This is a genomic window from Streptomyces sp. TRD_SC_5, from assembly GCF_056836825.1.
Map to the genome: position 1 here is coordinate 4492614 of NZ_JBWZZS010000001.1, position 21682 is coordinate 4514295.

Genomic DNA, 21682 nt, shown 5'->3' on the forward strand with positions numbered 1-21682 from the left:
AAAGGCGCCCCCTCGCGCCGGGCCGCCACCGGCCTCGGCTCAAGGGGGCGCCCCGAGAAACCGAACCATCCTTACGCCTTCGGGCGGCCCATCGCCCGGTACGTCCAGCCCGCCCCGCGCCACAGCTCCGGGTCCAGCGCGTTGCGCCCGTCCAGGATCAGCCGCTCCGAAGCCACCTCGCCCAGTGCCTCCGGGTCCAGCTCCCGGAACTCGCGCCACTCCGTCAGGTGCAGCACCACATCCGCGCCGCGCACCGCGTCGACGGCGGTCGGCGCGTAGCCCAGGGTCGGGAAGAGACGCTGCGCGTTCTCCATGCCCTTCGGGTCGTAGACCGTGACCTGGCCGCCCTGGAGGTGGATCTGCCCGGCGACATTGAGCGCGGGCGAGTCCCGTACGTCGTCCGAGTCCGGCTTGAAGGTCGCGCCCAGCACCGCGACCCGCTTGCCCAGGAAGCCGCCGGTGCCGCCCACCGCCTCGCGCGCCAGCTCGACCATGTGACCGCGCCGGCGCATGTTGATCGAGTCGACCTCGCGCAGGAAGGTGAGGGCCTGGTCGGCGCCCAGCTCACCCGCGCGCGCCATGAACGCCCGGATGTCCTTCGGCAGACACCCGCCGCCGAACCCGATGCCCGCCCGCAGGAACTTCTTGCCGATCCGTTCGTCGTACCCGATCGCCTCGGCCAGCTTCACCACGTCGCCGTCGGCCGCCTCGCACACCTCGGCCATGGCGTTGATGAACGAGATCTTCGTCGCCAGGAAGGAGTTCGCGGACGTCTTCACCAGCTCGGCGGTCGGGAAGTCCGTCACGACGAAGGGCGACCCTCCCTCGATCGGACCGGCGTACACCTCGCGCAGCAGCTTCTCCGCGCGCTCGCTCTCCACGCCCGCCACGATCCGGTCCGGGTGCAGCGTGTCCTGTACGGCGAACCCCTCGCGCAGGAACTCCGGGTTCCACGCCAGCTCCGCGTCCGCCCCCACCGGCGCCAGCTCCGCGAGCTTCGCCGCGAGCCGGGCGGCGCTGCCGACCGGGACGGTCGACTTGCCGACGACGAGGGCGGGGCGGGTGAGCTGCGGCGCGAGCGAGGCGAAGGCGGACTCGACGTAACTCATGTCGCACGCGTACTCGCCGTGCTTCTGCGGCGTGTTCACGCACACGAAGTGCACGTCGCCGAACGCGCCGATCTCCTCCCAGGAGGTCGTGAAGCGCAGGCGTCCGCTGGAGCCCTCGATGCCCGCGACGTGCTTGCGCAGCAGCTCCTCGAGCCCCGGTTCGTACATCGGGACCTTCCCGGCCGCCAGCATCTCGATCTTCTCCGGCACCACATCGAGGCCGAGGACTTCGAAGCCCAGCTCAGCCATGGCCGCGGCGTGTGTGGCGCCGAGGTATCCGGTGCCGATCACGGTGATCTTGAGGGCCATGGAGTGCTCCAGAGAGATACGGGCAGACATTCGCCGACCGAGCATAGTCGGGCATGCCCACGGGAACCGGCTCCCGCGTTGCCCCCTGTCGGCAAGCTCACGTATCCCTCGGGGCGGCCTGCCCCCTAAAATTGGGTTACTTAACGGTAGTTAGCATCTTTGGGGAGTGAGAGACCTTGGCAGGCTCGCCTGATTTCGACCTGTACCGCCCGTCCGAAGAGCACGACATGCTCCGTGACGCGGTGCGCTCGCTCGCCGAGGCGAAGATCGCGCCGTACGCCGCAGAGGTCGACGAGGAGGCCCGCTTCCCGCAGGAGGCGCTGGACGCCCTGGTCACCTCCGACCTCCAGGCCATCCACGTCCCCGAGGCCTACGGCGGCGCGGGCGCCGACGCGCTGGCCACCGTCATCGTCATCGAAGAGGTCGCGCGTGTCTGCGCCTCCTCCTCCCTGATCCCGGCGGTCAACAAGCTCGGCTCACTCCCGGTCATCCTCTCCGGCAGCGAGGACCTCAAGAAGAAGTACATGACCCCGCTCGCCAAGGGCGAGGGCATGTTCTCGTACGCCCTGTCCGAGCCGGACGCGGGCTCCGACGCGGCGGGCATGAAGACCAAGGCGGTCCGCGACGGCGACTACTGGGTCCTTAACGGCGTGAAGCGGTGGATCACCAACGCGGGCGTCAGCGAGTACTACACGGTCATGGCCGTCACCGACCCGACCAAGCGTTCCAAGGGCATCAGCGCCTTCGTCGTCGAGAAGTCGGACGAAGGCGTCTCCTTCGGCGCCCCGGAGAAGAAGCTCGGCATCAAGGGCTCGCCGACCTGCGAGGTCTACCTCGACAACGTCCGCATCCCCGCCGACCGCATGATCGGCGAGGAGGGCACCGGCTTCGCCACGGCGATGAAGACCCTGGACCACACCCGCATCACGATCGCGGCCCAGGCGCTCGGCATCGCCCAGGGAGCCCTCGACTACGCCAGGGGTTACGTCCAGGAGCGCAAGCAGTTCGGCAAGCCGATCGGCGACTTCCAGGGCGTCCAGTTCATGCTGGCCGACATGGCCATGAAGCTGGAGGCCGCCCGCCAGCTGACGTACGCGGCCGCTGCCAAGTCCGAGCGGGTCGACGCGGACCTGACCTTCTTCGGCGCCGCGGCCAAGTGCTACGCATCCGACGCGGCCATGGAGATCACCACGGACGCGGTCCAGCTCCTCGGCGGCTACGGCTACACCCGCGACTACCCGGTGGAGCGCATGATGCGCGACGCCAAGATCACGCAGATTTACGAAGGTACGAACCAGGTCCAGCGCATCGTCATGGCCCGCAACCTGCCGTAACCCGAATCCCGGATACAGACCAGTCGGCCCCCGGCATCGTGCCGGGGGCCGCGCCTCTGCACTTGGGGCCGGCCGTCAGAGCCGTACCGATACGTTGCCCACCGTGGCCAGTATTGTCAGCTCCCCGCCGATGGCTTCGAGGTAGGCAGCCATGGTCGACGTATCCAGACGCACACCCCCACGCTCGATCTGGCTGATGCGCCCCTGAGTCACCCCCATGGCCTTCGCCACCTGGACCTGCGTCATCCCCTGAGCTTTCCGGAGCGAGGCCAGTTCATGTCCCCGCTCCGCGTCGACCATCTCTCGCTTGATGGCGTCGATGCGCTCGCGCTTCTCCGGCGTGATGTCTGCCGTGAGGTCGGTCATGCTGCCGAGCTTCATGATTTGTCCTCCTCCTTCAAAGCTTCAAGGTAGGCGATGTACTTGGCGTCGGCCTCTCTGATCGCTTTGGGGTACCAAGCCGTCCACTGTCGCCCGCTCGCCTTGTTCCCCGCAACGAGAAACACTGCCCGTCGTACTGGATCGAAGATGAACAGCATCCGGATGCTGACCGTGCTCCCGCTACGCGGGCGAAGCTCACGCATGTTGCGGAAACGGCTGTCCTCGATGGCGCCCACGGTCGGACGACGTAGTGCCGGCCCCGATTCTTGAAGTCTCTCCAACGCGGCGATGACGTGATCGTGACTATCCGGATCCTCCTTCGCGAGCGCTTGAATCCACTCCAGGACATCGCTGAAGAACCTCAGCTCGTACGGGCGGCCATCCACCCCCAGATATTAGCTCAAGCTAATGTCGGGGGCAATTGTGCGCCGCGGAAGACGGAGGGGCTCGGACGGTGATCCGTCCGAGCCCCTCCGCCGTGCATGCCCGCCGCCCCTAATTACCGGTGACCGTGACCTTCTCGTCGTTCTTGAGCTGCTGCACGAGCTGCGCGACCTTCGCCTTGTCCCAGACCAGGTTGCCGCCGCTGCTGCCCGAGATCGGGATGTTCATCGACGTACCCTCGCCGCCCGTGACGCCCTTCATGGCAAAGAACATCTGGCCCAGGGACCACAGGCTCATGTCCTTGTCGACGATCAGCGTGTCGAGGCCGGCGCCCATGGTCGGGTAGAGCTTGAACGGGTTGAGGATCGTGCCCGGCGTCGCCGTCTGGCTCGCCAGCGCCGCCAGGAACTTCTGCTGGTTCTTCGTACGGTCGAGGTCGCTGCCCGCGAAGGCGTAGCGCGTACGGACGAAGGCCAGGGACTGCTCGCCGTTGAGGGTCTGCTTGCCCGCCTGGAAATCGGCGCCCGACTTCTTGTCCTTGAAGGCCTTCGGGATGTCCATCTCCACGCCGCCGATCGCGTCCACGATGTTGGCGAAGCCGGCGAAGCCGATCTCGACGTAGTGGTCGATGCGGAGGTTGGTGTTGTGCTCGACGGTACGCACCAGCAGCTCGGGGCCGTCCTCGGCGTACGCCGCGTTCAGCTTCACGCGCCGGCCCTGGGCCGGGAACTTCTTACCGGACTCCGAGCCGACGAAGGACGGTATCTCCACGTCGGAGTCGCGCGGCAGCGAGATGAGCGTCGGGCCGTTGGAGCCGTCGTGAAGGATCATCATCGAGTCGGTCCGCTTGCCCTCGGCCGACCCGGTGCGCAGCCTCTGCTTGTCGTCGGCGCTCATGCCCTCGCGGCTGTCGGAGCCCACGATCAGGTAATTGGTGCCGTCGCCGGCCTCCGGCCGGTCGATGACCTTCGCCAGGTCGACCTCGCGCTTGAGCTTGCCGTCGGCCCAGAAGTACGTACCGATGGATAGGGCGAGGAGCACGACGACCAGCGTCAGTGATCCGACCTTGAAGCGGCGTCTCCAGTCCGGCGCCGGGCCGACGCGCGGCGCGCGGGGCGGCCGGCCACCGCCGCCACCGCCGTAGACCTGGCCCGTGTTGTAGCCGTCGCCGTGGGAGCCCTGGCCGTAGCCGTCGTCGTAACCCTGCGGCTGCTGCGGCACCGGGTGGCGCACCGGAGGGACGGGGGCGGCGGGCGGCGGGACCTGGCCGCGCTGGACATGCCTCATCACCCGCGCGCCCTCGGGCTGCGCGCCGCCGCTGCCGCGCCCGTGCGGGTCGTTGCGGTCGTTCCATCCGTCCGGCCAGTCGCTCATGCGGACCAGTGTGCAGGCAGAGGGTGGGCCGCTTACAGGGCGGGTGGGAAATCGGGGCAGGGCTGTTGCAGAGCTGATGCAATGTGCCCCACGCATAAGGTGGAGGGCATGACAGATCAGCCCCAGCACCCGGAAGATGATATTCCGGGCAAGCCCACCGCAGCCTCCCGCACCACGCTCAGCCACATCATGACGGGCAGCGACACCAACCTCCTCGGCACGGTGCACGGCGGCGTGATCATGAAGCTGGTGGACGACGCGGCGGGCGCCGTGGCGGGCCGGCACTCCGGCGGGCCGGCCGTCACCGCCTCCATGGACGAGATGGTCTTCCTGGAGCCGGTCAGGGTCGGGGACCTGGTCCATGTGAAGGCACAGGTCAACTGGACGGGCCGGTCCTCGATGGAGGTCGGCGTACGGGTCCTGGCCGAGCGCTGGAACGAGTCGACCCCGGCCACCCAGGTCGGCAGCGCCTACCTCGTGTTCGCCGCCGTCGACGCCGACGGCAAGCCCCGCCGCGTCCCGCCCGTCGTACCCGAGACGGAGCGCGACCGCCGCCGCTACCAGGAGGCGCAGATCCGGCGCACGCACCGCCTCGCGCGCCGCCGCGCGATCAAGGAACTTCGGGACAAGCGCGCCGCCGAGGGTCTGGACACGGAGATCTGACGCGCTCCGTTACGGGCAGACGACCTGGTCGCCGGTGACCGTGCCGAACTCCCCGTGGTACGGATCGTCCGCCCGTACCGGCCGCACACCCTTGAAGTCCGTACCCGCCAGCACCTTCATCAGCCCGCCCTGCCCCTCCACCGCCCGCAGCTCGCATCCGGGCAGCGCCGCCTGGAGCGACTTCGCCGAGCGGTCCCAGCGCGGGTCGTACGTGACGAGCGTGCGCCGCACATCGTGCCGGTCCGCGTCCTCGGGGGCGCGGGTGGTCCTGAAGCCGGTGGAGCGCAGCGCGTCGTCCACGCGCTTGCCGATGCCCCTGGTCAGCGTCCCGTTGTAGACCTGTACGGCGATCTGCTGCGGCGCCACGTCGACGAGCGTCGCCGTCTTCTTGGGACGCACCGGCGCGAGCGGCTTGTCCTCGCGCAGGGACTGGAAGAGCTTCTTGGACTTCGCCTCGTCCCATTTGACGGTCGAGCCGATGCCCTCCACGGGAGGGCCGGCTCCGGCGACCGGTACGGACGTGAACTCCGACGACGCCGGTGTGAAGCCCCGCATCGCCTGCCCCAGCGCGAGGATCTCCTCCGTACCGAAGCCCTTGTCCGCCCGTACCGAGCCGAGCAGCGTGGATGTCATCTCCCGCAGCTTCACCGGGTTGAGCAGGACGCCGCGCGTGCCGGCCTTCGCGATGAGGGCGGCGAGGAAGCGCTGCTGGCGCTGCATCCGGCCGAAGTCGGAGGCGCCGTCGATGTGCCGGGAACGGACGTACTGGAGGGCCTGGCCGCCGTTCAGCCGGTGGGTGCCGACGGGCAGGTCGAGGCCGGTGTAGTTGTCCTTGAGCGGGCGGACCGTGCAGACCTCGACCCCGCCGATCACGTCCACCGTCTTCATGAAGCTGCTGAAGTCGACCTCCAGATAGTGGTCGATCTTCACCTTCGTCATGTGCTCCACGGTCCGCACTGTGAGCCCCGGACCGCCTTCCGCGTACGCGGCGTTGATCTTCGCCGGGTGCGTGTTGTGGTGCTTGCCGGTCGACTGGTCGGTGTGCTCGGGCACCTCGGCGTAGCTGTCGCGCGGCAGGCTCACGATGCTCGCGCGCTCCTTGTCGGCGGAGATGTGCACCACCATGATCGTGTCGGTGCAGTGGCAGGGTTCGCCGCCCAGCCGGTACTTCTCCTTCTCCTCCGCCGTGATCTTGTCGCGGCCGTCGGTGCCGACGAGCAGGATGTTCGTGCCGTGGCCGGCCGCCGGGCGGTTCTTCATGTCCTTGAACGGGTCGACCCGCTCGATACCGGTCTCCATCCCGGAGACCACGGCGTGACCGATGCCACCCGCGCACAGCACAAGGACCGAGATCGTGGTGAACAGGCGCATCGACCACGGAGGGCGCTCGTCCTGCCTTCGACTGCGGCCCTTCTGCGGACGGGGCGACTTGGGCACGTGGGAAACCTCCGCGAAGGCAAGGGGGGATCACCGGCAACGTAGGCCCATACGATCAACGTCCCGGGCAGCGACGCGGCCGCTGCGCCCCGTGTCCCCCGTTCGCGGTAACGTGACCCCCGATATGAACGCCACACCCGCAGTCTCCGTGATCATGCCGGTCCTCAATGAGGAGCGGCATCTGCGCAACTCGGTCCGCCACATCCTGGAGCAGGAGTACGACGGCGAGATGGAGGTGGTGATCGCGATCGGCCCGTCCTCGGACCGGACCGAGGAGATCGCCGCCGAACTGGTACGGGAGGACGCTCGCGTCCACACCGTCCCGAATCCCACCGGCCGTACCCCGGCAGCGCTGAACGCGGCCATCAGGGCCTCCCGGCACCCCGTCGTGGTGCGGGTCGACGGCCACGGAATGCTCTCGCCGAACTACATCGCGACCGCCGTCCGCCTCCTGGAGGAAACCGGCGCGCAGAACGTCGGCGGCATCATGCACGCCGAGGGCGAGAACGCCTGGGAGGACGCGGTCGCGGCCGCGATGACGTCGAAGATCGGCGTCGGCAACGCGGCGTTCCACACGGGCGGCGAGGCCGCGCCGGCGGAGACCGTGTACCTGGGTGTCTTCCGCCGCGAGGCCCTGGAACAGCAGGGCGGCTACAACGAGGAGTTCATCCGCGCCCAGGACTGGGAGCTGAACTTCCGGATCCGCGAGGCGGGCGGCCTGATCTGGTTCTCGCCCGAGCTCAAGGTCCAGTACCGCCCGAGGCCCTCCGTCAAGGCCCTCGCCAAGCAGTACAAGGACTACGGCCGCTGGCGGCACGTCGTCGCCCGCTACCACGCCGGCTCGATCAACCTGCGCTACCTCGCCCCGCCGACCGCCGTCTGCGCGATCGCCGCGGGCATCGTCGTCGGCGCCGCGCTCACGCCCTGGGGCTTCGTCGTCCCGGCCGGCTACCTGGCGGCGATCGTGGCGGGCTCGGTCCCGGCGGGCAAGGGCCTGTCGCTGAAGGCGCGGGCGCAGATCCCCGTCGCCCTGGCGACCATGCACATGTCGTGGGGCTTCGGCTTCCTGACCAGCCCGCGCGCCCTCGCGAAGAAGGTCATCGCGAGCCGCCGCCCGGCGGTCCGGACGGCCGACGCCGAGGCCCGGACCCAGGCGTAGTACGTACGGAGAAGAAGCCCCGGGCCGCGCGACATTCGCGTGGCCCGGGGCTTCTTCTCCGTATACGCACCGACTACCGGGTGAAGCCCGGCTGCACGTCCATACAGGCGCCGGTGTCCTCGCCGTTCAGCGCGCGGGCGGACTTGAGGGTCTCTGCCTTGTCCTTGGCGTCGTCCTTCGCCGCGGACTTGGGGTACGTACTGCCGGTACGCCAGTCCGCGCCCACGACCAGCGTGACGCCCGAGACGTCGGTGGACTTCTTCGCCGAACTCAGCGGCAGCCCGAGTGACTTGGCGACCGCCTGCGCGTCGCCCTCCAGGTCGACGCTCGGGAAGTAGACCGTCGTCCGCTCCAGCGGGTTGCGCTGGGTGTCGGCCTTCGCCTGCGTGAAGCCCTTTTCCGCCAGTACGCCGGCGACTGCGGAGGCGCGCCCTGCCGCCGCCCCCAGTGCGTCCGTGTAGGTGCCGTTCTGCACCATCACGCCGATCTCCGCGTCCGGAGCGGCCGGGTCCTCGGACGCCTTCGGCTTCTGCTTCTTCGACGCCTTGCCGTCCAGGGGGGTGTCCTCGCGGACCAACTTGAAGAGCAGTTCGGCCTCGCCCGGCTTGGGCACGACCCTGGCACCCGAGGGCACCGACGGCATGGTGGTCATGGTGATGCGCGCCGTCGGGACCTTCTTGAGCTCCTCGGCGAGGTCGTACAACTTCTTGACGGTGTCGAGGTCCTCGTCGACGACGAGCGCCCGGGTGGCGGACTCGGCGAGCTTGCGCAGCTTGATCGGGTCGCTGAGCTTGGTCTCCTTGAGCTCACGGACCATCGAGTTCATGTACATGTGCTGCCCGTGGGCACGGGCGAGGTCGGTGCCGTCCTCGAAGCCGTAACGGGTGCGCAGCCACTGGAGGGCCTGCTCGCCCTTGATGTACGTCGTGCCTTCCTTCAGCTTCAGGCCCGAACCCTTGCCGTCCCTGGTGCGGGATTCGACGTTGTCGCTGACGCAGACCGGGACACCGCCGATGGCGTCCGCCATGGAGACCACACCGGAGAAGTCGATCATCATGAAGTGGTCGATGGTGATGCCGGTCAGCTTGTACCAGGTGGCCACCGTGCAGCCCGGACCGCCGCGTCCGAGACTCTCGTTGGTCATCCGCAGATTCGTGGTCGCCGGATAGACCTCGTCGGTTTCCGGGTCCGTGCACTTGGGCATCTTCAGCAGCGTGTCGCGCGGCATGCTGATCACCGAGATGTTGCTGCGGTCGGCGGAGACGTGCAGCAGCATCTGCACGTCGGCGAGCGGCGGGCCGTCGAAGGTGTCCTTGGCGCCGCCGAGCCGCTTGTTCGCGTCGGAGTTACGCGCGTCCGAGCCGATGAGCAGGATGTTCAGCGGAGTCTGGCCCGCGGCGTTGACCTTGTGATCGGCCATCGGCTTGTCGCCGAGGTTCAGTTCTTCCTTCTTCAGGTTGCTGTTGAGATGGCGGTAGTAGAGGTATCCGGCGCCGGCCGTGCCGAGTATCAGCAGGGACAGTACGGCGGCGACCCAGCGCAGTATCCGCCGCTTGCCCCGTCTGCCGCGCCGACGCCCGCCCCCGCGCCGCCGGGGCGGCCCGGTGCCCTCGGGGGCGGGGCTCCCCGTGACCGGCTTCGTGCCGTCCGTGGCCCCGGCCGCCCCGCCTTCGTACAGGCTGTCGTCCCACCCGCGTTCATCAGCGTCCGGGACGCCTGGTCGCGTCCTCTCCCCACGCACGCTGTTCTTCCCCACCCCTGGCCCCCCAGTTGTTCATGCGCGCCGCACAACCCGGTGACCCGGCTTCACTTGGCGCAGACCTTCTTGTCTGCTTCGACCTTCTCCACCTCGGGCGGCTTCACCGGACCGGTGATGGGCACCCCTTCGCCCTTGAAGTCGGCGCCGAGGGTCAGGACCATCGCCTGCATCTCGTCCGCGTCCTCGGCGCCCTTCTTGAGCGCCGTGGCGGGCAGGCCCATCAGGTCGGCGAGCTTGCGCGCCTGGTCGGCCTGGTTCGGTGCGTACTCAAGAGTAGTCTTGGCGGTCTTCTCCGGGGCATTGCTCTTGTTCGTGGACTTGACCACGCCCTTTTCGACCTGCAGCCAGTTGAGGGTCTTCTGCGCGGCCCCGGCGGTGTCGCTGCCGTTGTAGACGTCGACGCGTACCTCGGAGGCTTCGGCCCTCGGCCCCTTGAGCAGCGCGGCCTGCTTGCTCTTGGCGGCCTTCTCCTTCTTCTTCACCTCGGTGAAGGAGGTGTCGGTCTGCAGCATGCTGAAGACCTGGGGGGCCTTGACCGGGTCCAGTACGACGGTCGCCCTGACCTTCTCATTGGGGTTGTCGACCACGGGGATCGTCGTAAAGGTGATGTTCTTGAGTTCGATCCGGCCCAGTTCCTCGGCGAGACCGGTCAGTTTCGGGATGTCACCGATGGCCTGGTCCACCGTGAGTGCCTTGGTGGCCGCGTCCGCCAGCGCGAGCATCCTCTTGGGGTTGCCGAGGGTCTCTTCCTTCATCTTGCGGATCATCGAGGCGATGAACTGCTGCTGCATCTTGATCCGGTCGAGGTCGCTCTCGTTGCCGAGGCCGTGCCGGTTGCGGAGGAACGCGAGCGCGTCCTCGCCCTCGAGTGTGTGGTCCCCCGCCGCCAGATCGAGCTTGGAGTACTGGTCGTCCTTGATGGGCTCGGTCAGGCAGACGTCCACGCCTTCGATCGCGGTGGTCAGCGTCTTGACCGCGTTGAAGTCGGCCATCATGAAGTGGTCGATCGGGACACCGGTGATCTGCTTGACCGTGCGCATGGTGCAGCCCGGGTCACGGCCTGCCACACCGAAGCTCTCGTTGAACTTCGTGTACGCCTTGCCGGGGATGATCTTTTTCGTGCCGTCCGGCTGATTGGTGGGGCAGTCGGGGATATCGGTCTTCAAGTCACGGGGGATGCTCAGAGCCGTCGCGTTCGTGCGGTCCTCGGACACATGGAAGAGGAACGTCGTGTCCGCGTGGCCCGTGGTGTTCTCCCGGTCCCCGTAGCCTTCGTTGCCCTCGCCGGTGCGCTTGTCCGTGCCGATGATCAGGATGTTGAGCGGCCCGTCCTTCAGGGAGCCGCCGTTGGCGGCGTCACCCACGTCGACCGAGTTGATGTTCCCGTTCAGACGGTCGTAGAGGACGTACCCGCCGACCGAGGCGCCCACGAGCACGAGACCCATGACGCCACCCGTCCACAGCAGCGCCTTCTTCTTGCCCGACTTCTTCGCCTTGCGCTTGCGCCGGCCGGCCTGCGGGTCGGGCCCGCCGGGGCCCTTGCCGTCGGAGCCGTTCGCGGCGCGGCGACTGCGCTGGACGGGAACTTGCCGCCGCGGGGTGGCGGTTGCCGCTCGGGTGGTTCTTCCGGAGCGGGGGCCCGGGGGAGGGGATGCGGGCGACTGCCCTGCGGATTGGTCCAGTCGCAATTCGTAATCACCGGTGGCCGGGTTCAGCACCCACTGGTCTGCGGGGTCGATTTCTTCCGCCCGCCCACGGTTTTGCGCATCCACGGTTGCTTGAGTCCTCCGTCGGGTGCCACACGAGGCGCCTCCCCCAGGCCCTCTGGCGTTCATTCCAGCAGTGCGACCTCAGGGCCGGAAGCACCGGATCGCGTCACACTATCTGCCCAGTTCAGCGCGGGGCGACGTCCGTGACAAATTCCACTCCCCTTACAACTGGGCAATACGCCCAATCTGTGTCTGTTGATTGGCCGACCTTGGCCATGGCTTTACTCGCACTTGTCGGTGGCGGCATTGCTGCCGGTAAAAGTCGGAGTCGGAGCCGGACTCGACGGGCCCACATCGTCCGGCTTCTCATCGGCCGGGGTTTTGTCCTCCCCGTCCGGCTTCTCGGAGTCCGCCGGTACGACCGAGACGGGCGCGTCCTCGCGCAGCTGCTCGAACAGACGGCCCGCGTCCGGCTCGACGAGCTCGTCGCGGTTCGGGTCCTGCGCGTACGGCTGGCGGGGCACCGTCATGAACTGCACCCGCTCGGTGGGGATGTTCCGCATGCCGCGCACCAGGTTGTAGAGGTCCTTGAGCGAGTCGAGCCCGGGATCGGTCGTGAGGGACTTCGTCGCCGCGTCCAGCACCGGGTAGAGCCTGGTCGGATTGAGCAGTACGCCGTTGCTCTGCACCTTGTTCACCAGCGCGCCGAGGAACCGCTGCTGGCGTTCCATGCGTTCGGTGTCGCTGCCGTCGCCGATGGTCTTCCGGGCCCGTACGTAGCCGAGGGCCTGCTCCCCGTTCAGTTTCTGCCGGCCCTTGTCCAGCCGGAGCAGCGCGTCGTCGTCGTCGATCGGCTCCTTGAGGCAGATCTCGACGCCGTTCACCGCGTTGACCATCCCCTTGAAGCCGGCGAAGTCGACGACCATGTGGTGGTCCACCCGGACGCCGGTGAGCCGCTCGACCGTACGGATGGTGCACGCCGTACCGCCGAGCTCGAACGCCGAGTTGAACTGGGCGGACTGCTTCTTCGTACGGGTGCCGTCGGGCTTGCGGCAGCTGGGAATCTCCACCATGAGGTCGCGCGGCAGCGAGACCGCTGTCGCGCTCTTACGGTCCCCGGCCAGGTGCAGCAGGATCGTCGTGTCGGAGCGCTGGGTGCCCTCGTCGGGGCCGTACTTGCTGTTGCCCTTGCCGGAACGGGTGTCGGACCCGATGAGCAGGATGTTCTGGGCGTCCAGCGCGATGGGGGTGGGACGTTCCTTCTCGTACGCCTCCAGCTCGGCGGCGGCGGTGGTGTCCGTGGTGATGTTGCCGTCGAGCTTCCGGTAGAGCCACCAGCCGACGCCGGCCGCGAGGAGGAGTACGAAGGAGGCGCCGAGGGCGGTCCAACGGAGCCAGACCCGCTGCCCGCCGGCGTCGTCGCTTCCCCCCACGTCCGAGCTCTCGCCGTCTCCGTCTCCGGCGTCGCCCTCGTCCGCTCCCTCGTCCGCACCTTCCGTGGCCTGGTCGTCCTTCGCCTCGTCCTCCTCGTCCGGGGCGTCCGGTCCGGAGGGCGTGCCAGCACTGTCGGTCACGTCTGCGTCCATCCTTCACGGAGTCGGCGGCGCGCTGGGCCGCCGGTCGCAGGGGTAGACGGCTGAACCTCGCGCTTGGTTGTGCGGTGCGTACCGTCGATCATCCACCGGACTTCGGCGCTCCGGCCGCAGGGCTCGGCAGCGGGTGGGCCGGACGGGTGGCCCTCAGGGCGCTTGCAGTACCGCCGTGTTGGTGACCCGCTCGCTCTCGATCCGCTTGGTGAGACCGTCTTCGGAGAGCTGACCGAGGTTGCGGCACAGCACCACGGAACCGCCGACGGCGAGCGGCGCGAAGAGTCCCGAGGACAGCCCCTCCCAGGTGTCGTACGCCGGTCCCGACAGCAGCCGCGCCCCCGGACCGAGCCCCAGGGCCTCCGCGTCCGCGCGTGCCCGGTCGACCAGCTCCGCCCCCGTGAACTCCGTACCGCCGACCCGCAGCGCGGGCGCGTCCGCGTCCACCGGGGCGTACGGTGCGAAACGGTCGCCCTGCCCCGGCACCTCGACGGCGTAGTCCGCGAACCCGGCGGGCGGCTGTGGGAAGCGGCCGCCCAGCGGGCGCAGGGCGAGCGCCACGCGCTCCCCGCCGCACGCCCGCGCCTCCTCCAGCGTGTCGGGCCCGCTGACCACCAGATCGGCGTCGGCCGGGTCGCCGCCCACGTCCGCGACCACGCCGACCGACGAACAGGCGAGCAGCCAGACGGCGGTCTGCCAGTGCGCGGGCAGCAGCAGCGAGAGCCGGTCGCCGGGGGCGGCGGCGAGATCGCCCTGGAGCAGATTGGCGGTCTTGGCCACCCAATTGGCGAAGGTGACGACGGACAGTTCCACGCGCTCGCCGGTGGCGTCGTCGTAGAAGGTGACCAGGGGCTGGGCCGGGTCCGCGGCGAGCGCGGATCGCAGCAGGTCGGCGGGGGTGCGATCGGTAGCGTTCACCCGCGCAAGAGTACGCCGCGCCTTCGCGCGGGGGCCGCATCGCCGGGGTGCGGAAGGGCCGGCCGTACACCGGTTCGGCCGACGGCCCGTCAATTCCCCAATGGACATATTTATCCGCTTATGCCCAAGATCTACTGCATGCGTGCATTCCTTGTTTCCGCGATCGGAGTCGCGTGCGCCGCCGCTCTGGTCCTGCCCACCGCCGCCGTCGCCGCCCCGGCCCCCGCCGTCCCCGCGAGTACCGCGCCACCGGGCTCCACCCAGTCCCTGCCACTCGTGCCACTCCTGCCGGACACCCCCGGGAACGACCGGGCCGCGGGCACCGGCCCGCAGGGCCTGACGGAGCGTGACGCCAAGCCGTTCTCGCTGGTCGGGGTCATCTGGGACGACGCCGAGGCCGAACTCCACGGCACGGTCCAGGTCCGTACCCGCGCCACCGCGACCGGCACCTGGTCCGGCTGGCAGCAGATCGAGACCCACAACCACGAGCACGCCCCCGACTCCGGGACGGCGGAACGCGAGACGGGGAAGGTCCGCGGCTCGACCGCGCCCCTGTGGGTCGGCGCGAGTGACGGCGTAGAGGTACGGGTACGGCCCGAGGCCGCCGCCACCGTACGCGGCGCCGCCCCACTCCCGTCCGGCCTGCGCCTGGAACTCGTGGACCCCGGCGACGACCCCCCTGCGGGCACCACGACGACAGCCACCGACGCGGCCGACGCGGGCGAAGCCAACGCCGACGACTCCGCGGCCCAGGCTGCCAACGGCGACGACGCGGACGACCCCCGGACCACCGTCATGACCGCGGAGGACGCGGCGGCCTCGGCGGTCAACGCCGATCTCGTACCGCTCGGTGCCACGGAAGTACCGGCCCTGAGCAAGGCGGAGACGGAGGCCCAGACCTTCGTACTGGGCGGAAAGCCCCTCATCGGGCCACGCCCGCGCATCGTCACGCGCAAGGGATGGGGTGCGAACGAACAGCTCCGCGAGCGCAACTTCGTCTACACGAGCCGCGTCAAGGCGGCCTTCGTGCACCACAGCGCGACCGGGAACAACTACAGCTGTTCGCAGGCCGACTCAGTCCTCCGCAGTATCTACCGCTACCACGTCAAGAGCAGTGGCTGGCGCGACTTCGGCTACAACTTCGCCGTCGACAAGTGCGGAAACATCTACGAAGGCCGGGCAGGGGGTGTGGCAAAGCCGGTCCTGGGGGCGCACACTCTCGGTTTCAACACCAACAGCACGGGCATCGCCGTACTCGGTACGTACAGCAAAAAAAACCCACCCGCCGCCGTCCTGAAATCAGTTGCGCGTCTCACGGCCTGGAAGCTCGGCCTGTACGGCGCCAACCCGCGCGCGAAGACAACACTCAAGTCCGGTGGCGGCAACCGCTACAAGAAGGGCACCGTCGTCAAGCTCAACGTCATTTCCGGGCATCGGGACGGATACGCCACCGATTGTCCGGGAGGCCGCCTCTACAGCAAGCTCGCCGAGACCCGGAAAGCCTCGGCCCGCCTTCAGGGCCGCTGACGGGCCGACCGGGGCATATCGAACAGTCTGCATACACTGGCCTGCCCGTACCCGGCCGGCCCCAGCAGGAAGCAGAGACGACAAGGTGACTGAAGCGATCCTCCTGGTCGGCGGCAAGGGCACCCGGCTGCGCCCGCTCACCGTGCACACGCCGAAGCCGATGGTCCCGGCGGCAGGCGTGCCCTTCCTCACCCACCAGCTGGCCCGCGCGCGGGCGGCCGGAGTCGAACACATCGTCCTCGCGACGTCGTACCTCGCCGAAGTCTTCGAGCCGCACTTCGGCGACGGCTCCGCGCTGGGCCTGCACCTGGAGTACGTCACCGAAGAGGAACCACTCGGCACCGGCGGCGCGATCCGCAACGTGGCCTCACGCCTGCACTCCTCTCCGAACGACCCGGTCCTGATCTTCAACGGCGACATCCTCACGGGTCTGGACATCGGCGCCCTGGTCTCCACGCACACCACATCGGGCGCGGACGTATCCCTCCACCTCACCCGGGTCGAGGACCCCAGAGCCTTCGGCCTGGTCCCCACCGACCCCACGGGCCGCGTAACGGCATTCCTCGAAAAACCGCAGACCCCCGAGGAGATCGTCACCGACCAGATCAACGCGGGTGCGTACGTCTTCCGCCGCTCGGTCATAGACACGATCCCCGCAGGCCGCCCCGTCTCGGTAGAACGCGAAACGTTCCCCGACCTCCTGTCCTCCGGAGCGCACCTCCAGGGCATGGTCGACTCGACGTACTGGCTGGACCTAGGCACCCCGCAGGCCTTCGTCCGCGGATCGGCGGACCTGGTGCTGGGCCGGGCCCCGTCCCCGGCGGTGCCGGGCCGCTGCGGCGACCGCCTGGTCCTGCCGACGGCGTCCGTCGCCACCGACGCGAAGCTCACGGGCGGCACGGTGGTGGGCGAGGGAGCGACCGTGGGCGAGGGCGCCCGCATCGACGGCAGCGCACTTCTCCCCGGCTGCGTGATCGGCGCGGGCGCGGTGATCACCGACTCTCTCATCGGCGCGGGCGCCAGGATCGGCGCTCGTACAGTCGTGTCCGGCGCGGTGATCGGCGACGGCGCGTCGGTGGGCGCGGACAACGAGCTGCGCGAGGGCGTACGGGTGTGGTGCGGCGCATCGCTCCCCGATGCCGCGCTCCGCTTCTCGTCGGACCAGTAACGGGCCGCGAACCCGTAGGCTCAAAGGCGACGACGCCCCTCCCGCACCAAAGGACCCCGCCCGTGTCAGGCCGCTTCGCGCCCCGCCCCGTCACCCGCACCACGGTGCGGGGCGGCGAGACGGCGACGCCGGCGCCCGTCCCACGCCCGACCACGGCCGTACCCTCCGCACGCACCCGGACCTGGACGCCACCGGGCCCGCTCGACCTGGGCCTGGTATTGGGACCACTTCGCCGCGGCCCGGCCGACCCCATGTTCCGTACGACCCCGGACGGCGCCTTCTGGCGGACCTGCCGCACACCGGCGGGCCCGGGCACGCTGCGGGCAGTGGCGCGCAGCGGCGCGGTGGAGGCAACAGCCTGGGGCGAAGGAGCGGACTGGCTGCTGGATCAACTCCCGCCGCTCCTCGGCTCGTTGGACGACCCCTCCGCCTTCGTGCCGCGCCACCGCATCGTCGCCGAGACATGGCGCCGACGCCCGGGCCTGCGCCTCGGCCGCACCGGCCTGGTCCTCGAATCCCTGATCGCCTCCATCCTGGAACAGAAGGTCACCACGGACGAGGCGTACCGCGCCTGGCGCCTGCTGATCCGCAAATACGGCGACCCGGCACCGGGCCCGGTGGAGACCCGCATGCACGTCATGCCCTCCCCACGAACCTGGTCCCTCATCCCCTCCTGGGAGTGGCACCGCGCGGGCGTGGACAGCAAGCGCTCGGCAACGATCCTGCGGGCGGTACGGGTGGCGAGGCGCCTGGAGGAGGCGTCCACGATGCCCCCGGAGGACGCCTCGGCCCGCCTGCAACTGATCCCGGGCATCGGCCCCTGGACGGCGGCGGAAACCCTCCAGCGCAGCAACGGAGCCCCCGACGAGGTATCAGTCGGCGACTACCACCTCCCCAGCACGATCGGCTACGCCCTGGCGGGCAACCGCGAGGCGGACGACGCGGCGATGCTCGAACTCCTGGCCCCGTACGCGGGCCAACGCCACCGAGCGGCCCGCCTGATCCTCCTCTCGGGCCGAACCCCACCCCGCAGAGCCCCCCGAATGACCCCGGGCAACATAGCGACCCTGTAACCGCCCCCCCCACGAGCCCGCGTCGCACTCCACGGTGGAGGGGCCGTGCGGGGCCGAGCCCGCAGGGCCCTGGTATCACGTGCACGGTGCCAGGAGGGGACGTGCAGGGGCGCTCCCCGCAGGGCGTCGAATGCAACCACCCCAACGAAACCCGACGTACCCGAACGTTCGACGCCCGAGGAGACGCCCCGGCGCGGCACCGACCCCAACGCCCCCGCAAAAGACGCCCACCGCGCCCCCGCTCAGCGCACCTCGATGAACGCCGCCGAATCCCTGGGCGGCCGCTCCTTCGGCGGCGCCGCCGCGTGGCCCACCGCCACAGCCCCCATCGGATCCCAGCCCTCCGGCAGCCCCAGCACCTCCCGCACCACATCACGGCAGAACATCGTCGACGAAACCCAAGCCGACCCCAGCCGTTCCCCCGCCAGCGCCACCAGCAGGTTCTGCACACCCGCCCCGGCCGCGACCACGAACATCTCCCGCTCCGCCGCGTCACGACGAGCGTCCCCGTACACATGCGAGCCGTCCATCACCAGACACGGCACCACCAGATACGGAGCCCGTCGCAGCACATCCCCCCGCCGCACCCGCTTCGCGACCGACTCCTCCGACTTCCCGTCGCCCCGCAGATCCGCCACCCACGCGTCCCGCATGGCGTCGAGCAGCGCCACCCGCGCCGTCTCCGACTCGACCAGTACAAACCGCCACGGCGTCGTATGGTGCGGTGCGGGCGCCGTCACAGCCGCCGCGACCGCGCGCCGTACCGCCGCCGGATCCACCGGCTCGTCCGTGAAGTCCCGCACCGTACGCCGCAGCGTCACCGCTTCCCGCACGGCCTCCGACGTCCCGAGCCGGAACATGTCGTCGCCCGCCGCCCGGACCAGGGCCCGCCCGCCGGCGTCCTCCCCACCCACCACATGCGCATGCGAAAGCCCCCGAACCACCGCGACCGGCAGCCCCGACGCCTTCCCCTTCACCAGATCCCCGGCCGCCGCCAGCTCATCCGCGACAGCGACGACCGTCACGTTCAGCGGATTGCCGTACGCATCCGTCCCGCCCCGCAGATCATCGAGAACCCGAACCCCAGCAGCCCCAATTGCCACATCCGTCAGCCCGTTGCGCCAAGGCCGGCCAAAGGTGTCGGTGACAACGACCCCCACCTCCACCCCCAGCGCATCCCGCACCCCGTCCCGGATCATCCGAGCCGAAGCATCGGGATCCTCCGGCAGCAACAGCACGGTCCCGGCGGCAGTGTTGGACGCGTCGACACCGGCAGCGGCCATGATCAGCCCCTGCCGGTTCTCGACGATACGAAGGGCCCCGCGCCGCGCGACCACCCGTACCGTCTCGGCGTCGATGGCCGCCTCGCGGTCGGCCGCCTCCATGACGCGCCCCTCCGCCTTGCTGACGATCTTCGAAGTGACCAGCAGGATGTCCCCGTCGACAAGCCCCGGCTCGGCAGCCGCGATCAGCTTTGCGATGTCGTCCCCGCCCCGCACCTCGGGCATCCCGCCCAACGCCCAAACGCGAAACCCCGGCGCGGCCGGCACGGACGCCGGCCCCGGCACAGGCACCGACGCCGGCCCCGGCACGGCCCCCGCCGTCGGCCCCGGCACAGGCACGGACGCCGGCCCGGGCACGGCCCCCGCCGTCGGCCCCGCGCCCTGGGCCGGAACCAGCGCGCTCACGCCCGGACCTCCTCGGCGAGCACCAGCGCCTCCCGGGCCATCGTGGCCGTCGCCTCGACGTCGGTCATCATCAGCGGAACGGCCCGGCACCGGATCCCCGCGCTCTCCACCTCTTCCACCACACCCGCGTCCACGGTGTCGACGAGCCACCCGTCGAGCAGCCCCGACCCGTAATGCCGCGCGACGGCCGCGGCCGTCGACTCCACACCCACCGCGGCCAGCATCTTGTCCGCCATGCCCCGGACAGGCGCGTCGCCGACAATCGGCGAAAGCCCGACCACCGGCACCCCCGCGTCGGCGATCGCCTCACGAATCCCCGGCACAGCCAGAATGGTTCCGATACTCACCACCGGATTGGACGGCGGAAAGAGAATCACGTCGGCCGCACCAATGGCCTCCAGAACCCCAGGCGCCGGCTTCGCCTGCTCCGCCCCCACCGGCACAACGGCCTGCGCGTCCACCGACGCACGGAGCCTCACCCAGTACTCCTGGAAGTGAACAGCCTTCCGCTCCCCGTCCAGATCCACCGCGACATGCGTCTCGATCCGGTCGTCGGACATCGGCAGCAGCCGAACCCCCGGCTGCCACCGCTCGCACAGCGCTTCCGTCACCGCGCTCAGCGGATAACCCGCGCCGAGCATCTGCGTACGGACGATGTGTGTCGCGAAGTCACGGTCGCCGAGCCCGAACCACTCGGGTCCCACGCCGTACGCCGCCAACTCCTCCTTCACCTGGAAGGTCTCGTCCGCACGCCCCCACCCCTGCTCCTCGTTGATGCCACCGCCGAGCGTGTACATCACGGTGTCGAGGTCGGGGCAGACCTTGAGCCCGAACAGATGAATGTCGTCACCGGTGTTGCCGATGACGGTGATGTCCGCGTCAGGCGCGGCCGACTTGAGGCCGCGGAGGAAGCGAGCGCCACCAATACCGCCTGCCAGAACCACAATGCGCATGCACAGCAGTCTGTCAGGCCGGTACGACATCCTGGGACCGGGCGGCCGGCGAGGAGCACCGCGCCGAGTGCATCGGCATCTCGGTGAGCCCGGGGAAGTACACATGCAGGCTGACCGCGGGCTCCAGCGCGTCGTTGACGACCTCGTGGACGTACCCGGGCGCGAACACCCGCTGCGAGCCGGCCCCGAGCGCACGCTGCACACGCCCCGTCCGCTCGGTCAACTCGCCGTCGAGGACGGTCAGTACGCCGGACGAGGACCCATGATCATGCATACCGCTGCCCTGACCGGGCACCCAGCTGAGCAGCCAGACCTCGTACCCGGGTCCGGTACGCAGCCGGTGGTACCAACGGCTGGTGGCGTCGTACGAAACGAGGTGTTCCCACTGCGCACGATCGGCGGCGATGGAGCGGGCGAGGCCGGCGAACTCGGCGACGGTCGCCGGGTGCTCACGGGCGGGCTGGAGGAGGTGCTGGACGGCGAGGATGTCGCCGGCGATCTGGAGGTCGCTGTCGCTGTTCATGGTGCGGGGGTTCCTCGGCATGAGTGCTGGGGTGTCGCAAGGACAGGTGTCTCAAGGGAAGGTGTCGCGAGACGCAAGGCAGGTGTAGCGGAAGGCTACAGAGAGTCAGCTGGAGCGCGTGGGCTTCAACAGCTGGAACAACAACAAGCGAAACAGCAACAGCCAAAGGCACAGCGACCGCGGGCCGGGACAGCGCAACGGAACCCACGTGCGTGGGTCCGGGTGAGCACTGCGGTCATAGGCATGCGTCCAAGGAGACCCGCTTGCTCACTCCCTGTCAACCGCGTGACCGTTTTGGGGGTAATGTTTCACCTCATCCGGTTAATGGATGCGGAGAAAGGTTTGTGCAGCCGACGGCGCGGAGATGTGGCCCATCAGCCGCGCAAGCAAACGTCGTTGAGGCGTCGCGACCGGACTGTGATCCGGATCGCTTCCGCGGATCAACCGCAACAAGATCGAACCCCGCCGCATCTCACCCTGATGAGGGGGCGTGGAGGAGCCGGTGGCATGTGTCACAGTTTTTGGCGATTTGAACACTTTCCGCATAGCTTTGGTTCCGCAGAGTGAATAACCGGCTCAATAGCAGATCTCGGCTTGACTGCCCCGGATCCGCACACTTGTAATTTCA

The 21682-nt window shown here is 69.3% G+C and carries 18 protein-coding genes; 6 read left to right on the forward strand and 12 right to left on the reverse strand.

Going from position 1 to position 21682, the window contains the following annotated elements:
* Window positions 1-71: 71 nt before the first annotated feature.
* The gene (locus AC1P0E_RS20815) at window positions 72-1418 is read right to left on the reverse strand and encodes a UDP-glucose dehydrogenase family protein (RefSeq protein WP_482745842.1); all 1347 of its coding nucleotides are present in this window, start codon (window positions 1416-1418) and stop codon (window positions 72-74) included.
* 176 nt (window positions 1419-1594) lie between these two features.
* On the opposite strand from AC1P0E_RS20815, the gene AC1P0E_RS20820 reads away from it, so the two are divergent.
* Entirely contained in the window at window positions 1595-2752 is a 1158-nt protein-coding gene (locus AC1P0E_RS20820; protein ID WP_482743648.1) for an acyl-CoA dehydrogenase, read from the forward strand.
* Between the two features lie 75 nt (window positions 2753-2827).
* Here the strand turns inward: AC1P0E_RS20820 and AC1P0E_RS20825 are convergent, their stop codons facing one another.
* The 3 genes from AC1P0E_RS20825 to AC1P0E_RS20835 form a co-directional block, all read right to left on the reverse strand.
* Entirely contained in the window at window positions 2828-3133 is a 306-nt protein-coding gene (locus AC1P0E_RS20825) for a helix-turn-helix domain-containing protein (protein ID WP_482743649.1), read from the reverse strand.
* Window positions 3130-3519: a type II toxin-antitoxin system RelE/ParE family toxin gene (locus AC1P0E_RS20830; RefSeq protein ID WP_482743650.1), complete on the reverse strand. Its 390-nt coding sequence runs from the start codon at window positions 3517-3519 to the stop codon at window positions 3130-3132. The genes AC1P0E_RS20825 and AC1P0E_RS20830 overlap by 4 nt, the downstream gene beginning before the upstream one ends.
* A 109-nt stretch (window positions 3520-3628) precedes the next feature.
* On the reverse strand, window positions 3629-4891 hold the full coding sequence (locus AC1P0E_RS20835) for an LCP family protein (RefSeq protein ID WP_482743651.1): 1263 nt from the start codon (window positions 4889-4891) through the stop codon (window positions 3629-3631).
* Window positions 4892-4999: 108 nt separating this feature from the next.
* Here AC1P0E_RS20835 and AC1P0E_RS20840 point away from each other — a divergent pair, with 108 nt between their 5' ends.
* Window positions 5000-5554: an acyl-CoA thioesterase gene (locus tag AC1P0E_RS20840; protein ID WP_454379045.1), complete on the forward strand. Its 555-nt coding sequence runs from the start codon at window positions 5000-5002 to the stop codon at window positions 5552-5554.
* 9 nt (window positions 5555-5563) lie between these two features.
* On the opposite strand, the gene AC1P0E_RS20845 is transcribed toward AC1P0E_RS20840, so the two are convergent.
* The gene (locus tag AC1P0E_RS20845; protein ID WP_482743652.1) at window positions 5564-6991 is read right to left on the reverse strand and encodes an LCP family protein; all 1428 of its coding nucleotides are present in this window, start codon (window positions 6989-6991) and stop codon (window positions 5564-5566) included.
* A 124-nt stretch (window positions 6992-7115) separates the two neighbouring features.
* Between AC1P0E_RS20845 and AC1P0E_RS20850 the strand changes: the two genes are divergently transcribed.
* Window positions 7116-8150: a glycosyltransferase family 2 protein gene (locus AC1P0E_RS20850; RefSeq protein WP_482743653.1), complete on the forward strand. Its 1035-nt coding sequence runs from the start codon at window positions 7116-7118 to the stop codon at window positions 8148-8150.
* Window positions 8151-8223: 73 nt separating this feature from the next.
* On the opposite strand, the gene AC1P0E_RS20855 is transcribed toward AC1P0E_RS20850, so the two are convergent.
* The 4 genes from AC1P0E_RS20855 to AC1P0E_RS20870 all read right to left on the reverse strand — a co-directional run bounded on the left by AC1P0E_RS20855 (window position 8224) and on the right by AC1P0E_RS20870 (window position 14122).
* The gene (locus AC1P0E_RS20855; RefSeq protein ID WP_482743654.1) at window positions 8224-9906 is read right to left on the reverse strand and encodes an LCP family protein; all 1683 of its coding nucleotides are present in this window, start codon (window positions 9904-9906) and stop codon (window positions 8224-8226) included.
* 50 nt (window positions 9907-9956) lie between these two features.
* Window positions 9957-11681, reverse strand: coding sequence for an LCP family protein (locus AC1P0E_RS20860; RefSeq protein ID WP_482743655.1), 1725 nt, complete (start codon window positions 11679-11681; stop codon window positions 9957-9959).
* A 218-nt stretch (window positions 11682-11899) separates the two neighbouring features.
* Complete coding sequence (locus AC1P0E_RS20865; RefSeq protein WP_482743656.1) at window positions 11900-13204, reverse strand: LCP family protein; 1305 nt, start codon at window positions 13202-13204, stop codon at window positions 11900-11902.
* Window positions 13205-13357: 153 nt separating this feature from the next.
* Window positions 13358-14122 carry a TIGR03089 family protein gene (locus AC1P0E_RS20870; protein WP_482743657.1) on the reverse strand — a complete coding sequence of 255 codons (765 nt, stop codon included), beginning with the start codon at window positions 14120-14122 and terminating at the stop codon, window positions 13358-13360.
* A gap of 138 nt (window positions 14123-14260) precedes the next feature.
* Between AC1P0E_RS20870 and AC1P0E_RS20875 the strand changes: the two genes are divergently transcribed.
* The 3 genes from AC1P0E_RS20875 (at window position 14261) to AC1P0E_RS20885 (ending at window position 17890) form a co-directional block, all read left to right on the forward strand.
* Window positions 14261-15649, forward strand: a complete 1389-nt coding sequence (locus AC1P0E_RS20875; protein WP_482743658.1) for a peptidoglycan recognition protein family protein — start codon at window positions 14261-14263, stop codon at window positions 15647-15649.
* Between the two features lie 85 nt (window positions 15650-15734).
* A complete protein-coding gene (gene manB, locus AC1P0E_RS20880; RefSeq protein ID WP_482743659.1) occupies window positions 15735-16817 on the forward strand; it encodes a mannose-1-phosphate guanylyltransferase in 1083 nt (360 codons plus the stop codon).
* Between the two features lie 62 nt (window positions 16818-16879).
* The gene (locus AC1P0E_RS20885; protein ID WP_482743660.1) at window positions 16880-17890 is read left to right on the forward strand and encodes a DNA-3-methyladenine glycosylase family protein; all 1011 of its coding nucleotides are present in this window, start codon (window positions 16880-16882) and stop codon (window positions 17888-17890) included.
* A gap of 242 nt (window positions 17891-18132) precedes the next feature.
* Here the strand turns inward: AC1P0E_RS20885 and AC1P0E_RS20890 are convergent, their stop codons facing one another.
* From AC1P0E_RS20890 to AC1P0E_RS20900, 3 genes are all read right to left on the reverse strand, one after another.
* The gene (locus tag AC1P0E_RS20890) at window positions 18133-19398 is read right to left on the reverse strand and encodes a coenzyme F420-0:L-glutamate ligase (protein ID WP_482745843.1); all 1266 of its coding nucleotides are present in this window, start codon (window positions 19396-19398) and stop codon (window positions 18133-18135) included.
* A 176-nt stretch (window positions 19399-19574) separates the two neighbouring features.
* Complete coding sequence (gene cofD, locus AC1P0E_RS20895) at window positions 19575-20531, reverse strand: 2-phospho-L-lactate transferase (RefSeq protein WP_482743661.1); 957 nt, start codon at window positions 20529-20531, stop codon at window positions 19575-19577.
* A 13-nt stretch (window positions 20532-20544) separates the two neighbouring features.
* Complete coding sequence (locus AC1P0E_RS20900; RefSeq protein ID WP_482743662.1) at window positions 20545-21054, reverse strand: cysteine dioxygenase; 510 nt, start codon at window positions 21052-21054, stop codon at window positions 20545-20547.
* Window positions 21055-21682 lie beyond the last annotated feature (628 nt).

Coding starts and splice junctions, on each gene's coding strand:
- AC1P0E_RS20815 (WP_482745842.1), bottom strand. CDS start 1,418: ATGGCCCTCAAGATCACCGTGATCGGCACCGGATACCTCGGCGCCACA.
- AC1P0E_RS20825 (WP_482743649.1), bottom strand. CDS start 3,133: ATGAAGCTCGGCAGCATGACCGACCTCACGGCAGACATCACGCCGGAG.
- AC1P0E_RS20835 (WP_482743651.1), bottom strand. CDS start 4,891: ATGAGCGACTGGCCGGACGGATGGAACGACCGCAACGACCCGCACGGG.
- AC1P0E_RS20840 (WP_454379045.1), top strand. CDS start 5,000: ATGACAGATCAGCCCCAGCACCCGGAAGATGATATTCCGGGCAAGCCC.
- AC1P0E_RS20850 (WP_482743653.1), top strand. CDS start 7,116: ATGAACGCCACACCCGCAGTCTCCGTGATCATGCCGGTCCTCAATGAG.
- AC1P0E_RS20865 (WP_482743656.1), bottom strand. CDS start 13,204: ATGGACGCAGACGTGACCGACAGTGCTGGCACGCCCTCCGGACCGGAC.
- AC1P0E_RS20875 (WP_482743658.1), top strand. CDS start 14,261: ATGCGTGCATTCCTTGTTTCCGCGATCGGAGTCGCGTGCGCCGCCGCT.
- AC1P0E_RS20890 (WP_482745843.1), bottom strand. CDS start 19,398: ATGCCCGAGGTGCGGGGCGGGGACGACATCGCAAAGCTGATCGCGGCT.
- cofD (WP_482743661.1), bottom strand. CDS start 20,531: ATGCGCATTGTGGTTCTGGCAGGCGGTATTGGTGGCGCTCGCTTCCTC.
- AC1P0E_RS20900 (WP_482743662.1), bottom strand. CDS start 21,054: ATGAACAGCGACAGCGACCTCCAGATCGCCGGCGACATCCTCGCCGTC.